The sequence below is a fragment of the Pseudomonas sp. P4_B4 genome (genome assembly GCF_056402255.1).
The window spans coordinates 224,880-239,602 of sequence record NZ_JBFUHS010000007.1 but is presented as its reverse complement, the minus strand read 5'-3'; the positions used below and the strand labels follow the sequence as shown (position 1 = coordinate 239,602).

The 14,723-nt window shown below is 59.0% G+C and carries 14 protein-coding genes; 5 read left to right on the top strand and 9 right to left on the bottom strand.

The genetic code is table 11. The features are described from left to right. Positions 1–83: 83 nt before the first annotated feature. From hutH (AC1DVE_RS11345) to hutU, 6 genes are all read right to left on the bottom strand, one after another. Positions 84–1,616 (bottom strand): histidine ammonia-lyase, encoded by a 1,533-nt coding sequence (hutH, locus tag AC1DVE_RS11345; RefSeq protein ID WP_223532763.1) that lies wholly within the window; start codon positions 1,614–1,616, stop codon positions 84–86. A gap of 113 nt (positions 1,617–1,729) precedes the next feature. Further along, positions 1,730–3,253 (bottom strand): histidine ammonia-lyase, encoded by a 1,524-nt coding sequence (hutH, locus tag AC1DVE_RS11340; RefSeq protein ID WP_223457543.1) that lies wholly within the window; start codon positions 3,251–3,253, stop codon positions 1,730–1,732. Positions 3,254–3,405: 152 nt separating this feature from the next. After that, a complete protein-coding gene (locus AC1DVE_RS11335; RefSeq protein ID WP_052960551.1) occupies positions 3,406–4,236 on the bottom strand; it encodes a quaternary amine ABC transporter ATP-binding protein in 831 nt (276 codons plus the stop codon). Next, on the bottom strand, positions 4,233–5,084 hold the full coding sequence (locus AC1DVE_RS11330; RefSeq protein WP_046039591.1) for an ABC transporter permease: 852 nt from the start codon (positions 5,082–5,084) through the stop codon (positions 4,233–4,235). The genes AC1DVE_RS11335 and AC1DVE_RS11330 overlap by 4 nt, the downstream gene beginning before the upstream one ends. A gap of 70 nt (positions 5,085–5,154) precedes the next feature. After that, positions 5,155–6,123, bottom strand: a complete 969-nt coding sequence (locus tag AC1DVE_RS11325; protein ID WP_046039590.1) for an ABC transporter substrate-binding protein — start codon at positions 6,121–6,123, stop codon at positions 5,155–5,157. 233 nt (positions 6,124–6,356) lie between these two features. Continuing rightward, positions 6,357–8,039: a urocanate hydratase gene (gene hutU / locus AC1DVE_RS11320; RefSeq protein ID WP_223457541.1), complete on the bottom strand. Its 1,683-nt coding sequence runs from the start codon at positions 8,037–8,039 to the stop codon at positions 6,357–6,359. A gap of 629 nt (positions 8,040–8,668) precedes the next feature. Between hutU and AC1DVE_RS11315 the strand changes: the two genes are divergently transcribed. From AC1DVE_RS11315 to AC1DVE_RS11300, 4 genes are all read left to right on the top strand, one after another. Then, complete coding sequence (locus AC1DVE_RS11315) at positions 8,669–9,217, top strand: PAAR domain-containing protein (RefSeq protein ID WP_223457539.1); 549 nt, start codon at positions 8,669–8,671, stop codon at positions 9,215–9,217. Further along, positions 9,214–9,939, top strand: coding sequence for an N-acetylmuramoyl-L-alanine amidase (locus AC1DVE_RS11310; RefSeq protein WP_223457537.1), 726 nt, complete (start codon positions 9,214–9,216; stop codon positions 9,937–9,939). The genes AC1DVE_RS11315 and AC1DVE_RS11310 overlap by 4 nt, the downstream gene beginning before the upstream one ends. Beyond that, a complete protein-coding gene (locus AC1DVE_RS11305) occupies positions 9,936–10,223 on the top strand; it encodes a hypothetical protein (protein ID WP_223457527.1) in 288 nt (95 codons plus the stop codon). The genes AC1DVE_RS11310 and AC1DVE_RS11305 overlap by 4 nt, the downstream gene beginning before the upstream one ends. A 347-nt stretch (positions 10,224–10,570) precedes the next feature. After that, entirely contained in the window at positions 10,571–10,855 is a 285-nt protein-coding gene (locus tag AC1DVE_RS11300) for a hypothetical protein (protein WP_223457748.1), read from the top strand. Positions 10,856–11,073: 218 nt separating this feature from the next. Here AC1DVE_RS11300 and AC1DVE_RS11295 read toward each other — a convergent pair whose 3' ends face one another. Together AC1DVE_RS11295 and hutC are read right to left on the bottom strand one after the other, a co-directional pair. After that, positions 11,074–11,643, bottom strand: coding sequence for a HutD/Ves family protein (locus AC1DVE_RS11295; RefSeq protein ID WP_223457525.1), 570 nt, complete (start codon positions 11,641–11,643; stop codon positions 11,074–11,076). After that, the gene (gene hutC, locus AC1DVE_RS11290; protein WP_173677901.1) at positions 11,640–12,350 is read right to left on the bottom strand and encodes a histidine utilization repressor; all 711 of its coding nucleotides are present in this window, start codon (positions 12,348–12,350) and stop codon (positions 11,640–11,642) included. Before hutC ends, AC1DVE_RS11295 begins: the two co-directional genes overlap by 4 nt. Positions 12,351–12,653: 303 nt before the next feature. Here hutC and AC1DVE_RS11285 point away from each other — a divergent pair, with 303 nt between their 5' ends. Beyond that, entirely contained in the window at positions 12,654–14,018 is a 1,365-nt protein-coding gene (locus tag AC1DVE_RS11285) for a formimidoylglutamate deiminase (protein WP_223457523.1), read from the top strand. 108 nt (positions 14,019–14,126) lie between these two features. Here AC1DVE_RS11285 and AC1DVE_RS11280 read toward each other — a convergent pair whose 3' ends face one another. Next, on the bottom strand, positions 14,127–14,696 hold the full coding sequence (locus AC1DVE_RS11280) for a lipocalin family protein (RefSeq protein ID WP_223457521.1): 570 nt from the start codon (positions 14,694–14,696) through the stop codon (positions 14,127–14,129). Between the last annotated feature and the right edge of the window lie 27 nt (positions 14,697–14,723).

The following is a 14,723-nucleotide window of genomic DNA, read 5'->3' as shown; positions in this document are numbered from 1 at the left end:
ACGCAAAATCGAATCGCTGGCAAGCCAGCTCCTACAGGTTCAGCGTGATCCATGTGGGAGCGGGCTTGCTCGCGAAGGGGCAATTACAGGCTAGGCAGCAACTTCGCCGTCACCAGCTCGTTCAAGCAACGCGAGGCCAACAGCTCAGACGCCGCATTGATGTCCGGCGCGAAGAAGCGGTCCTTCTCATAGAAAGGCACGTCGTTACGCAGGATGGCCCGAGCCTTTTCCAGTTTCGGCGAGGTTTTCAGGCCGTTGCGCAGGTCCAGGCCCTGTACCGCCGCCAGCCATTCCACCGCGAGAATCCCACGGGTGTTTTCGGCCATTTCCCACAGACGCTTGCCAGCCGCCGGAGCCATCGATACGTGGTCTTCCTGGTTGGCGGAAGTCGGCAGGCTGTCCACCGAATGCGGATGGGACAACGCCTTGTTCTCGCTGGCCAGTGCGGCCGCGGTCACCTGGGCGATCATGAAGCCGGAGTTCACGCCACCGTTGGCCACCAGGAACGGCGGCAGTTGCGACATGTGCTTGTCCATCATCAGCGAGATACGGCGCTCGCTCAGGGAACCGATTTCAGCGATGGCCAGCGCCATGTTGTCAGCGGCCATGGCCACCGGCTCGGCGTGGAAGTTGCCACCGGAGATCACGTCACCTTCAGCGGCGAACACCAACGGGTTGTCGGAAACAGCGTTGGCTTCGATCGCCAGCACTTCGGCTGCTTGACGGAACTGGGTCAGGCAGGCGCCCATGACTTGTGGCTGGCAACGCAGGGAGTACGGGTCTTGTACCTTCTCGCAGTTTTCGTGGGAGTCGGAGACTTCGCTGCGCTCGCCCAGCAGGTCGCGATACGCGGCGGCGGCGTCGATCTGGCCTTTCTGGCCACGGGCAGCGTGGATGCGGGCGTCGAACGGCGAACGCGAGCCCAGGACCGCTTCAACGGTCAGGCCGCCCAGGGCCAAAGCGCCAGCGAACAGGTCTTCACCTTCGAACAGGCCACGCAGGGCAAACGCGGTAGACACCTGAGTGCCGTTGAGCAGCGCCAGGCCTTCTTTCGCGGCCAGGGTCAGCGGGGTCAGACCTGCGACTTTCAGCGCTTCGGTGGCTTCCATCCACTCGCCTTTGTAGCGCGCCTTGCCCTCGCCCAGCAGTACCAGCGACATGTGGGCCAGAGGCGCCAGGTCACCGGAAGCACCGACCGAACCTTTCAATGGAATGTGCGGGTAAACCTCGGCGTTGACCAGGGCGATCAGCGCGTCGATCACCACACGGCGGATGCCAGAGAAACCACGGCTCAGGCTGTTGACCTTGAGCACCATGATCAGCCGCACCAGCTCATCGCTGATCGGCTGGCCGACACCGGCGGCGTGGGACAGCACCAACGAGCGCTGCAGGTTTTCCAGGTCTTCGCTGGCGATGCGGGTCGAGGCCAGCAGGCCGAAACCGGTGTTGATGCCATAAGCGGTGCGGTTCTCGGCGAGGATCTGTTCCACGCAGGCAACGCTGGCTTCGATCTGGGCCGAGGCGCTGTGGTCGAGGGTCAGTTTCACCGGCTGCTGATAGACGTCACGCAGTTGGGCGAGGCTCAGTTGGCCGGGAATCAGGTTTAGCGAAGTCATTTTGTGCTCCTTTTGAGAGTTGTTATTAACTCACCAGACGCTCCGGAGATGTCCGTTGTCCGTCGCGTCTGCCTTTTGGGGAGCCGCGCCTTGGCACGCTGGTGTTGTTGAAATCAGTTCAGGTTAGGAAAAGCGTTGTGCAGCAAAATCGGGTCTTTCAATACCGCGGCAGCGGCGGCGATGTCCGGTGCCAACCAGCGATCCTGGTCGTAGGGGGCAACGTGCTCGCGCAGCAGACGCCAGGCAACATCGGTGCCCGCGCCGAAGCGTTGTTCTTTGAGGAACTCGAACGCCTGGGCCGCCAGCAAATACTCGATGGCGAGGATCTGCGTGCAGTTTTCCAGCGCGCGATGCAGCTTCAGCGCGGCGTTGGTGCCCAGGCTCAGGTGATCTTCCTGCAGGCCCGATGTTACGTAGTTATCCAGCACCGCCGGTTGTGCCAGTTGGCGGTTTTCCGCGCACAGCGAAGCGGCGACGTATTGCACGATCATCATCCCGGAGTTCACCCCCGGGTTGGCCACCAGGAACGCCGGCAGACCGCTGACGTGCGGGTTGATCAATCGGTCCAGGCGACGCTCGGCGATGGAGCCGATTTCCGCCATGGCAATCGCCAGCAGGTCCGCCGCCATTGCCACGGACTGGCCGTGGGGGTTGGCCTGGGACACCACGCGGTAATTGTCAGCGGTGCCCAGCACCATCGGGTTATCGGTGGTGCCGTTGAGTTCGGTTTCGATCTGCCTGGTCGCGTGTACCAATTGGTCGCGAGCGGCGCCGTGCACCTGCGGGATCGAGCGAATGCTCAGGGCATCTTGCGTGCGAATCCCTTTGCTCTGGGCAATCACTTCGCTGCCGTCGAGCAAGGCCCGCAGGTTGATCCCGACCTGTTGCATGCCCGGGTGCGGCTTCAGCGCGATGATCTCGGCATCGAACGCGTCGATCTGCCCGCGCTGGGCTTCAAAGCTCATGGCACCAATCACGTCAGCCCATTCCAGCAGGCGCGTGGCATCGGCAATCGCCAGGCAGCTCAGGCCAGTCATGCACGGCGTACCGTTGACCAGGCACAAACCGTCCTTGGCACCGAGCTTGACCGGTTGCAGGCCTGCTTCGGCCAGCGCTTGCTGCGCGGAAACGACCTCGCCGCGATAGCTGACATTACCGACACCCAGCAGCGAGATGCCGATGTGCGCCATGTGGGTCAGGTAGCCCACGGAACCCTGGGACGGCACTTGCGGGGTGATGCCACGGTTGAGCAGCGCCAGCAGTGCTTCGACGACCTGACGGTGCAAGCCGGAATTACCATGGCTGTAGTTGACGATGGCGGCGCACATGATCGAGCGGGTCTGCTCGTTGGTCAGTGGCGCGCCAACGCCGCAAGCGTGGCTGAGCAAGGTGTTGCGCGACAACTGGCTGAGTTGTTCGTCCTGCAGCGAGACGTTGCACAGCGCGCCCAGGCCGGTGTTGATGCCGTAGGCGCGTTCGCCGCTGGTGACGATGCGCTGGACGATGGCCTGCGCGTTTTCGATGCGCGCCCAGATCGGCGCCGACAGCTCAAGCTGTGCGCCATGACGAGCAACGGCGACCACGTCCTGCCAACTGACCTGCGCCTCGGTGATAACGATTTTTTCAGCCTGGGACATCTTCAACCTCTGCGTACAAACCTGAATTTTGATGCAGCTTCACCCGCCTCATCGCGAGCAAGCTCGCTCCCACAATGGATCTCCGGTGTTCACAAAATCCCTGTGGGAGCGAGCTTGCTCGCGATGGGGCCAGCACAGCCGGCACAAACCTTTTAAACCACCGCCGCCCGACGCTGCACAAAGCGGTCGACATACTCATCCGCCGGCGAATGCAGGATCTCTCTCGGCGTACCGACCTGGATCAGGCGGCCGTCCTTGAGGATTGCGATGCGGTTGCCGATGCGTACGGCCTCGTCGAGGTCGTGGGTGATGAAGACGATGGTCTTGTGCAGGGTCTTTTGCAGTTCCAGCAACTGGTCCTGCATCTCCGCGCGGATCAGCGGGTCGAGGGCACTGAACGCTTCGTCCATCAGGATGATGTCGGTGTCCGCCGCCAAGGCGCGGGCCAGGCCCACACGCTGGCGCATGCCGCCGGAGAGCTGGTGCGGGTATTTGTTTTCGTAGCCCTTGAGGCCCACGGTGTTGATCCAGTGCAGCGCACGCTCGGCGCACATGGCTTTGGTTTCGCCACGGATTTTCAGGCCGTAGGCGACGTTGTCCAGCACGCTCTTGTGCGGCAGCAGGCCGAAGCTCTGGAACACCATGCTGATCTTGCGCCGACGAAATTCGCGCAGGGCTTCCATGTCGTATTGCAGGATGTCCACGCCGTCCACCAGGATCGCGCCGCTGGTCGGGTCGATCAGGCGGTTGAAGTGGCGGACCAGGGTCGACTTGCCGGAACCCGACAGGCCCATGATCACGAAGATCTCGCCGCTGCCGATGCTCAGGGACAGGTCGTTCACGCCGACCACGCAGCCGGTTTCGGCCAGCACCTGGTCCTTGGTCTTGCCCTGGCCGACCATGGCCAGCGCGTCCTTGGCACGGTTGCCGAAAATCTTGAAGACGTTCTTGACTTCGATCTTGCTCACGGTTGCGTTGTTCATTTGCTCACCTCATGCCGTGCGCGACCGTACGCCTGTGTAATGCGGTCGATCACCACAGCCAGAATCACGATCGCCAGACCGGCTTCAAGGCCACGTCCGACGTTGAGGGTCTGAATCCCCACCAGCACGTCTTCACCCAAGCCACGGGCACCGATCATCGAGGCGATCACCACCATCGACAGGGCCATCATGGTGGTCTGGTTGATCCCGGCCATGATGCTCGGCAGGGCCAGCGGCAGTTGCACGCCGAACAGTTGCTGCCAGCGGTTGGCACCGAAGGCGTTGATCGCTTCCATCACTTCGCCGTCGACCTGGCGAATGCCCAGATCGGTCAGGCGGATCAGCGGCGGCGCGGCGTAGATCACCGTGGCGAAAATCGCCGGGACCTTGCCCAGGCCAAACAGCATCAGCACCGGGATCAGGTACACGAAGCTCGGCATGGTCTGCATGATGTCCAGCAAAGGCATCAGTATCGAACGCAGGCGGTTGCTGCGCGCCGAGAGAATGCCCAGCGGAATGCCGATCAACACCGAGATGATCGTCGCCACCATCATCAGCGCCAGGGTCTGCATCAGTTTGTCCCAGAGGCCAACCGCACCCACCAGGAACAGCAAACCAACGATGACGGCAGTGGTCACGACCTTGCGGGTCGCGTGCCAGGCCACACCGGCCACGATTGCCAGCATCAGCCACCAGGGTGCGGCGCGCAGCAGGCCTTCGAGATTGACGATGGCCCACAACAGGGTGTCGGAGATGTGCCGGAACACGTCGCCGTAGTTGGTGACCAGCGAATCGACCCAACCGTTGACCCAGTCGGCGATGGAAAAGGTAAAGCTTTCGGGAAACATAAGAGACTCTCAATCAAGGGGTTGCGATCAAGCATCCGACTGCCGTTGCCGACAGCCGGAGAAGCTCAACCTACAAGGCCGCGTCGATTTTCTTGGCTGCGTCTTCGCTCACCCATGCGTGCCAGACTTCAGGATGTTCCTTCAGGAAGATCTTGGCCAGTTTTGGTGATTCGATCCGCTCTTTGGTCATGCGCCCCAGGTTCTGGTTCAGCAGGTCGATTGGCACGTTGACCTTTTCCAGCACGGCAACCAATTCAGGCGCTTCGTCGTGGAAAGTCTTGGACAGGCCGACCTTGATATCCACGGTCTTGTTCACGCCTGGTTTCTCTTCGAGTTTCACCGCGTCGATCTGGCCCATCAGCGGCGTTGGCGACCAGTAGTAGAACAGGATCGGCTCGCCACGCTTGTAGCTCGACAGCACGGCGGCATCCAGCGCCGGGCCGGTGCCTGGGCGGAAGTTGGTGTAGGTGCTTTCCAGGCCGTAGCTCTTCAGCATTTCGCTGTTGTCCAGCTCGCAGGTCCAACCGGCCGGGCAGTTGTAGAAACGGCCCTTGGACGGCTCTTCGGCGTCCTTGAAGATCGCCGAGTATTTGCCCAGGTCAGCAATGTTTTTCAGGTCCGGAGCCTTGGCTTCCAGTTTGCGCTTGGCGTCGCCTTCGATCACGTAGCGCGGCACGTACCAGCCTTCGATCGCGCCAACAACCGGCGCGCCGACACCAACGACCTTGCCGGCCTTCTCGGCCTTGTTCCAGACTTCGCTACGGCCGACCCATTCTTCGGCAAACACTTGAATATCGTTGCTGCTCAGGGCGTTTTCCATGGTGATGGAGTTGCCTGGCAGGCTGTCAGTCTTGCAGTCGTAGCCTTTCTCCAGCACGACTTGCATCACGTCGGTCAGCAGCATGGCGCTTTCCCAGTTCAAACCGGCGAATTTCACCGGTTTGCCCGACTCGCACCAACTCGCCGCCTGAGTGGCGCCAGCGCTGGCCAGCAGGCCCATGGAAAGCAATGTGGTCAGCAGGGTCTTGTTCGATTTCATTGTTGTGACGCTCCTAATCATGAATTGGCTTACGGCAGTCAAGAGGCATCCAGCCCTGTCCACGTCCAATCAGGCCTGCGCCGCAGCGCGACCGACATTCAGCTTTTGTTCGGTGACAGCGTCCTGCTCGAAGCGGCAGGATCAAACGGTCTGGTATTGCGCAATGCCGCTGCGTGGCCAGTGAGAGCGAGCAGGCTCGCTCTCACATAAAAGCAGCTCCCACAAATCAGGCGTTACTTGCCGGTAATCATCGGCAGGTTCAACCCTTGTTCCTTGGCGCAGTCGATGGCGATCTGGTAACCGGCATCGGCGTGACGCATGACGCCAGTGGCTGGGTCGTTGTGCAGCACGCGAGCGATACGCTCGGCCGCTTCGTCAGTACCGTCGCAGACAATCACCATGCCCGAGTGCTGGGAGAAGCCCATGCCAACGCCGCCGCCGTGGTGTAGGGACACCCAGGTCGCGCCGCTCGCGGTGTTCAGCAGGGCGTTGAGCAGTGGCCAGTCGGAGACAGCATCGGAACCGTCCTGCATCGATTCGGTTTCGCGGTTCGGGCTCGATACCGAACCGGAGTCCAGGTGGTCGCGACCGATCACGATTGGCGCGGACAACTCGCCGCTGCGTACCATTTCGTTGAACGCCAGGCCCAGCTTGGCGCGCAGACCCAGGCCAACCCAGCAGATACGTGCCGGCAGACCCTGGAAGCTGATGCGCTCGCGGGCCATGTCCAGCCAGTTGTGCAGGTGGGCGTCGTCCGGGATCAGCTCTTTAACCTTGGCGTCGGTCTTGTAGATGTCTTCAGCGTTGCCCGACAGTGCAGCCCAACGGAACGGGCCGATGCCACGGCAGAACAGCGGACGGATGTAGGCCGGTACGAAGCCCGGGAAGTCGAATGCGTTTTCCACGCCTTCTTCTTGCGCCATCTGACGGATGTTGTTGCCGTAGTCGAAGGTCGGTACGCCCATTTTCTGGAAGTCGAGCATCGCTTTGACGTGCACGGCCATCGATTGCTTGGCAGCCTTGATCACAGCGGCAGGTTCAGTCTTGGCGCGAGCGCGGTACTGGTCCCAGGTCCAGCCGGCCGGCAGGTAGCCGTTGAGCGGGTCGTGGGCGCTGGTCTGGTCGGTGACCATGTCCGGGCGCACGCCGCGCTTGACCAGTTCCGGTAGGATTTCAGCGGCGTTGCCCAGCAGCGCGATGGAAATCGCCTTGCCTTCAGCGGTGTATTTGGCGATGCGGGCCAGAGCGTCGTCGAGGTCGGTAGCTTGCTCATCGACATAGCGGCTTTTCAGACGGAAATCGATGCTGACCTGTTGGCATTCGATGTTCAGCGAGCAGGCGCCGGCCAGGGTCGCGGCCAGAGGCTGAGCGCCGCCCATGCCACCGAGGCCTGCAGTCAGGACCCAACGACCTTTCAGGTCATCGTTGTAGTGCTGGCGACCGGCTTCGACGAAGGTTTCGTAGGTGCCCTGGACGATGCCCTGGCTGCCGATGTAGATCCAGCTGCCGGCGGTCATCTGGCCGTACATGGCCAGGCCTTTGGCGTCCAGTTCGTTGAAGTGTTCCCAGCTCGCCCAGTGTGGCACCAGGTTGGAGTTGGCGATCAGCACGCGCGGGGCGTTGCTGTGGGTCTTGAACACGCCGACCGGCTTGCCGGATTGCACCAGCAGGGTCTCGTCGTCGTTCAGGTTGGTCAGGCTTTCGACAATCTTGTCGTAGCATTCCCAGTTACGTGCAGCGCGACCGATACCACCGTAAACCACCAGTTCCTTTGGGTTCTCGGCGACTTCCGGGTCGAGGTTGTTCATCAGCATACGCAGCGGCGCTTCGGTCAGCCAGCTCTTGGCGGTCAGCTTGTTACCGCGTGCGGCACGGATTTCAACGTCACGAAACTTAGTAGGTTTAATGTCAGTCACGAAAAAGACTCCTCAGCAATCAATCCAAACCAACCCAGGCAGTGGGCGAGCAAGCCAATGGGCATCAATGCACACCGGCGAATCAGTGGACGATGGTTGAGTCCTCGTGACTCATACGCATACGTCTTTACTTGTACATACAAGCATATGCAATCAAGCGGCCAACTTGTTGGATGGGCATTCAAGAAAAAATCTGAAATGGCTGGAGAGCGCCTGGAACAAGGGTTCTGGCGAAGATGAAAAATTTTCGGGGGGACTTTTGTGGCGAGGGGGTTTTGTTACTTGAGCGTGGTTTTGCGCCACGCTGGGGCGTTCGGTAACAACGTGGTGCGCACAGGGAAACGCTGGTCACGGCGACCTTGAAACGCTCGGACTCAACGACTAAGCGAAAAAACCGGCCTAGGTGCATATATCGAGCCGATCTTCGGCGGCACATTGAGTGGACGCTGCATTCCAACAGGCAGTTTCAGAAGCGTCCTACTTACTTTGGGTGATCCAGGCGATATCGTTCGAACAAATGGCTGTTTTTTTTACTTAATCGCCGTGGTTTACGTACGGCCCAGAACTGTCGAAATCGACTGATCACCTGGTCAAAAATGGATTCAATACTTCACCCGGAGGGACTCAGATTGAGAGCATTAGCCTGTCTTGGAGACAAAACCAAATACGGTGAGATCATAACGGCCTCGACAACATGGTTTGAAGGCGACAAAGCGATAGCTCAATCGGGCGACCTCGCTCAATGTCGCAAGTGCCAAGGAGCGTTTCCAATTTTTGGGACAGTTTTCGATTGGTGTGAACAACAGCCCTTTGTTGCTACGGGTGACCGAGTGCTCTGTGGATGTCCTGACCATGTGGTTTATGGCTCAACCACTCAATACACCGCTACTGCAGTTAGCTCGATGCCTGCCACAGACCAGACTCCGAGCCTCAGCGAAGCCACCTCAAGCTCGACCGGTTTCGCTAAATCTTTTGTCGTCACTGATAGCCACACCGGGCAGCCACTCGCCAGTCGGGCATACATTGCCCTGGTGGATGGGCATCGAAAGGTAGGGCTGACTGACGCCAATGGCGTCGCGATCGTCGAAGCACCGACAGCGGACTCCGAGATCGAGCTTCACGTGATTTTCCAAGCGCCTGCTCGTGATCTGGCTGAGTTTTCGGAGGCAATCGTATGAGCGGAACAACCTTCACGACAACAGCCAAGGCACAGGAAGTGAAGCCCGGCCAGCCGGTAACCGCTGTCTCTATCACCGTAAACGACCGCGCCGCTACACGCGAGGCAATCATTAAAAAGGTGCGATCAATGGACGCTATATTCGTCGAGCGATCATCTTGGGGGGCTGTGAAAGGAAAACCAGACATGGTCATGGATTGGGACTACACCATGATTGCCCTGCACCATGCCGGACGAAGCCATAGCTGCGCTCCCGGTGCAGAAAAGATGCAGGAGGTTCAAAAAAGCCATCTGAGTCAGAAGTATGACGATATCGGCTATCACTACGGGATCGATTGCACCGGACAGATTTTCGAAGGTCGCGACATTCGACTCCAGGGTTCAAGCGTTTTGAAGTTCAACACTGGGTTGATCGGTATTGTACTACTGGAAAATTTGACAACACCGGACGAGGGGGGTGACTGGGTCGCCAAGGGGCGCGTCGCCCTCGACAGCATCGGCTACAGCACCACAAGCGTAATTCCGGCAGCTCAAATTGTCGCGCTGATGCACTTGATCAAATCACTGAAAAGCGTTTTCGTTATCAAGCATTTTGGTGGTCACAGGGAATACCCAGGGCAGGCTTCCGAAGGAAAAATCTGCCCCGGTAATATTGGGATGGAGTTGGTGAGAAACCTTAGAGCCAAGACCCAACTATTGCCTCCACCGGCGCCGCAAGAATGAAAAAATTATTGACTGCGGCAGTGCTGGTTGTGCTGGCTGTGCTTTACATCGGCTACTACGAAGCCCTTGAAGATGGCGATATTGAGACCGTTTTGTTCATCAAGAAATACCCGACATTTCAGATAAAGTTTTACAACATTCACGCTAATGATGGTGAGTATCGCAAAGTGGACAAACTAAGCAACGAGTTACGACAGGACATAATTGATTATTGCAAATACAGATTGGGCATTGAAACAGAGGTAAAAACGCAATCCGATGTGGAGACATGCGCAAAAATGTAGCAAAGTTTTCGCCCAAGGGTGGTTTTGCTTGATACGGCTCGCACCGATGAGTTAGGCGACAAGGTGCTCTCCAGGGGGAGTCAAGCAAATGCAGGGCGTTCAAGCCGACCACATGGGTACTACGGCAACAACACATCAAACGTGATAACCGGCACACAAATCGATGCTCTGCTGCACCTAGTGGAAGCCTTGAAAAGTGTTTTTGTCATCGAGCGATTTGGCGGGCACCGAGAGTTTCCAGGTCAGGACAACGATGGAAAAATTTGTCCTGGAAATATCGGTATGAAACTGGTGAGAAATATTCGTACTCAAACGCAGATACTGCCACCCCCTCGGGCCGTCGCAGAATGAAGTACTTCATATTAGCGGGTGTGCTTGCCTTGCTGGCGATTCTAAAAGTTGGCTATTACGAGGAACACTCCGAGCATGAAATATATACCATTTTCTTTGTAAAAAAGACGCCTACATTAAGAGTAAAGTTTTTCAACATTCATGCCAATGACGGAGACTATCGGCGAATAGAAACATTGAGCGATGAGCGACGGCAGAAGATCAAGGACTACTGCAAGTACCGATTGGGTATAGAAACAGAGGTGAAAACACAGGCCGACATTGTGATGTGCGCCAATTAGTAGGTGCGTTATTCGAGGTCAAATAAAAAAGCCCTTTAGGGTTTTTTTCTAAGCAGTGAGGCTAACAGGCTAAACGACAAGGCGCTCGCATCAGTCTTGCCGATCTGAGCCAGATCGTCTGCTCCCAGTCAATGTAAGCCGTAAGTTACATTGACTGGGAGCAGACCGTTTCGGTTGCAAGCTGCGACACGTCGGAGCTGCCGAAGATTTCATGTAAGTCAACGTTCAGTCAGTTCAATCACACAGCATGGCCCGCTGACGGAGATTTCGAGAAGGCTGGTGTTACCGTCCAGTTGCAGGCAATCATGGCGACCCAATTGCTGGGCACTGTTACCGACCTTCACCTCCAGCGCATCGCTGACACTGAACACCAGCACGGTCCCTGCCTCGCTAAAAAACCGCTGTTCGCCCCCGAGCCACTGCAACCGCGCGCTGCAACGCCTCGGCGCGTAGATCAGGTTGAAATCGCGGATCGGCCCACCCAGCAAGGTGCAGGACACCTGGCTCTCGCCGCTGAAGGCAAATGGATCGATGGGTAACAGCGGCCGCGTCACCTGCCCGTCAACCGTCAAGGTCATGCCATCACCCTGCAGCACGGTGATCACCCGCTCGTAACCGGCGAAGGTGGAAAAACCACCCGATTCGCCAATGTCGGCAATCGACAGGCGCCAGCCAAAGCCATCCAGGCCGGTGCCGGCATCACGGGTGATTTCTTCGGTGCTGCCGCCGCCGTTTTTCCATGGCATGCGTGGGTAGTCTTTGGCGCGTAAAACCTTTGCGTTACTCATTTATGGAACCGACCTTCCAGACGATGACGGGAACCTGGGTGGATCAAGCGAGCAGCAGTCACTGGCTGACGACCGGACCAGGTGCGGCGACGGATCAGCAGGCACGGCTCGCCTTTTTCAATCTGTAACAATTTACATTCGGACGACTCGGCCAGGATCGCCTCGACCACGTGCTCGCCTTCGGTCAGCGGCGCGACCTGGTTCAGGTAGGCGTATGGCGTTTGCAGGGTGAAGTCCTGTTTGAGGTAGTCCGGCGCCACCAGCGCATTGACGAAACGGTCTTCGATTTGCACCGGAATATCGTTTTCGAAATGCACGATCAGCGAGTGGAACACCTTCTGCCCTTCGCGCATGTCCAAGGCCAGGGCGCGCTCGGAGCCGGCGGCCTCTTCTTCGAGGGTGATGACCTTGCAGGTGTGCCGATGGCCGCGAGAGGCGATTTCATCGGCGATGTTGTGGACTTCGAACAAGGCGGACTGGCTTTTCGGCTCGGCGACGAACGTGCCGACGCCTTGCATGCGCACCAGCAGGCCATCGGCAGTCATCTCGCGCAGGGCGCGGTTGATGGTCATGCGGCTGAAGCCCAACTGGCTGACCAGTTCGCTTTCCGACGGAACGCGGTAGTGCGGCGGCCAGTTTCCACTGTCGATTTGCTGGGTGATCATTTGTTTGACGCGGGCGTACAAGGGCGCCGGACTGTCGCCCATGTTCGCGGCCAACGGAGAGACTGGAGGCGGAGTCGGCACGGTTAATCCTTGGTCATTTAGTTGATGTGCGTGGCCCGTGTGGTCAGTTCTGTCAGTCAATTTCGGCGCCAGAAATCCAGATCCTGCGTTGCTGTTCCTCGCCATAGCGGGCTATGACTCGTCACAGCGCCTTGGTTCTGAATTTCTGGCATCCGAACTTGATCTGACGAACTAACCGTACGGGCCACTAGCTTGCCGGAGTTTACCGGGCAGGCAAACGTCTGTATATGTATATACAAATAACACACGATGGGGTGCTGAACCATGTCCGCCTTCTTTGCCGAACGCGCGCTGCTGCCTAGTGGATGGGCCAACAATGTACGTCTTGAGGTCAACGCCAACGGCGTATTGACCCATATTCAGGCCGATTCCAACGCTGATGGCGCCGAACGGTTAAGCGGTCCGCTGCTGCCTGGCATGCCGAACCTGCACTCCCACGCCTTCCAGCGGGCCATGGCCGGGCTGGCGGAAGTGGCGGGCAATCCGAACGACAGTTTCTGGACCTGGCGCGACCTGATGTATCGCCTCGTCGGAAAAATCAGCCCGGAACAACTCGGTGTCATCGCTCGTCAGCTGTACATCGAAATGCTCAAGGCCGGTTACACATCGGTGGCGGAATTTCATTACGTACACCATGACATCAACGGCCAGCCTTACGCGGACCCGGCCGAACTGGCCCTGCGTATCAGCCAGGCCGCAGGTTCCGCGGGTATCGGTCTGACCCTGCTGCCAGTGCTCTACAGCCACTCCGGTTTCGGCGGCCAGACCCCGAACGAAGGTCAGCGCCGCTTCATCAACAGCACCGAAAACTACCTCAAGTTGCAATCGCGCCTGCAACCGGCCCTGGCGCAGCAGCCGGCGCAAGCCCTGGGCCTGTGTTTCCACTCGCTGCGAGCGGTCACGCCGCAACAGATCAGCGCAGTGCTGGCGGCCAGCGACAAGCAATGCCCGGTGCACATCCACATCGCCGAACAGCAAAAAGAAGTCGACGACTGCCTGACCTGGAGCGGTCGTCGTCCGCTGCAATGGCTGTACGAAAACATCGACGTCGATCAGCGCTGGTGCCTGGTCCACGCGACCCACGCCAACCCGGAAGAGGTCACGTCGATGGCCAGGAGCCGCGCCATCGCCGGTCTGTGCCTGACCACCGAAGCCAACCTGGGCGACGGGATTTTCCCGGCGGTTGATTTCCTCGCCCAGGGCGGCCGCATGGGTATTGGTTCCGACAGCCATGTGTCGTTGAGCGTGGTGGAAGAATTGCGCTGGCTGGAATACGGCCAGCGTCTGCGCGATCAGCGGCGTAATCGTTTGTATGGCGCGGATCAGCCAATGGTCGGCCGCACGCTGTTTGATGCCGCGCTGGATGGCGGTGCCCAGGCGCTGGGCCAGCCGATTGGTGCCCTGGAAGTCGGCAAGCGTGCCGACTGGCTGGTGCTCGATGGCAACGACCCGTACCTGGCAACGGCCAGCGGCGACGGGATTCTCAACCGCTGGTTGTTTGCCGGTGGCGATCGCCAAGTGCGGGATGTGCTGGTGAATGGTCAGTGGGTGGTGCGTGACGGGCGGCATGCTGACGAGGAAGAAAGCAGCCGCGCCTTCACTCAGGTACTGCGCGATCTTCTGAACTAATGCAAAAAACCCTGTAGGAGCGAGCCTGCTCGCGATGGTGTGTCAGTCAACATCGTTGTGCCTGATACTCCATCGCGAGTAGGCTCGCTCACACAGGGTCATGCGTTGTTAGTTCGACGTCTCGGCCATCTGCTGTTCCGACGCCCGCCAGATCAGCCGCGTGGTGTCGTAACCCTGCTGACGCGCCTTGCTCAGCAGCTCCTCACGCACCACACCGTTCACGGTCGGTGTGCGCGACAACAGCCACAAATACTTCCGGCTCGGGTCACCGACAATGGCGGTCTTGTAGTCATCGCTGACGTACAGCACCCAGTATTCGCCCTTCGCCGTACCCGGGATCAGCCTGGAGAACCAGGTATCGAACTCGACCCACAGCTTGTCGTTCTTGCCGGGCACCTGTGGATAAGCCGTGCCCTTGACCTCTTCCCATTGCCACTGCGCCGTCAGGCAGCGGTTCAACACCGCGACATTGCCATCAGGCTTGAGCGTGTAATGGGCTTCGGACTGCGCGCAGTCGCGCTGGAAGTACATCGGCATGCGAGCCAGCTCGTACCAGGTGCCCTGGTAGCGCTTGAGGTTGACGCTTTTGACAGTGTTGGGGGCCAATGGGTCCTGGCCAGACGTGGCACAGCCGGCCAACACCAGGCCGGCAAAAAGGATGATCAGTAACCGCTTCATTATTTTTCTCCCGCGGGCAAACGCCCC

Bases quoted from the DNA above. Each gene is read 5' to 3' on its own strand.
- AC1DVE_RS11330 (WP_046039591.1), bottom strand. From the start codon at position 5,084: ATGTTTCCCGAAAGCTTTACCTTTTCCATCGCCGACTGGGTCAACGGT.
- hutH (WP_223457543.1), bottom strand. From the start codon at position 3,253: ATGTCCCAGGCTGAAAAAATCGTTATCACCGAGGCGCAGGTCAGTTGG.
- AC1DVE_RS11300 (WP_223457748.1), top strand. From the start codon at position 10,571: ATGAAGTACTTCATATTAGCGGGTGTGCTTGCCTTGCTGGCGATTCTA.
- AC1DVE_RS11295 (WP_223457525.1), bottom strand. From the start codon at position 11,643: ATGAGTAACGCAAAGGTTTTACGCGCCAAAGACTACCCACGCATGCCA.
- hutH (WP_223532763.1), bottom strand. From the start codon at position 1,616: ATGACTTCGCTAAACCTGATTCCCGGCCAACTGAGCCTCGCCCAACTG.
- AC1DVE_RS11335 (WP_052960551.1), bottom strand. From the start codon at position 4,236: ATGAACAACGCAACCGTGAGCAAGATCGAAGTCAAGAACGTCTTCAAG.
- AC1DVE_RS11285 (WP_223457523.1), top strand. From the start codon at position 12,654: ATGTCCGCCTTCTTTGCCGAACGCGCGCTGCTGCCTAGTGGATGGGCC.
- hutC (WP_173677901.1), bottom strand. From the start codon at position 12,350: ATGGGCGACAGTCCGGCGCCCTTGTACGCCCGCGTCAAACAAATGATC.
- AC1DVE_RS11325 (WP_046039590.1), bottom strand. From the start codon at position 6,123: ATGAAATCGAACAAGACCCTGCTGACCACATTGCTTTCCATGGGCCTG.
- AC1DVE_RS11280 (WP_223457521.1), bottom strand. From the start codon at position 14,696: ATGAAGCGGTTACTGATCATCCTTTTTGCCGGCCTGGTGTTGGCCGGC.
- AC1DVE_RS11310 (WP_223457537.1), top strand. From the start codon at position 9,214: ATGAGCGGAACAACCTTCACGACAACAGCCAAGGCACAGGAAGTGAAG.
- AC1DVE_RS11305 (WP_223457527.1), top strand. From the start codon at position 9,936: ATGAAAAAATTATTGACTGCGGCAGTGCTGGTTGTGCTGGCTGTGCTT.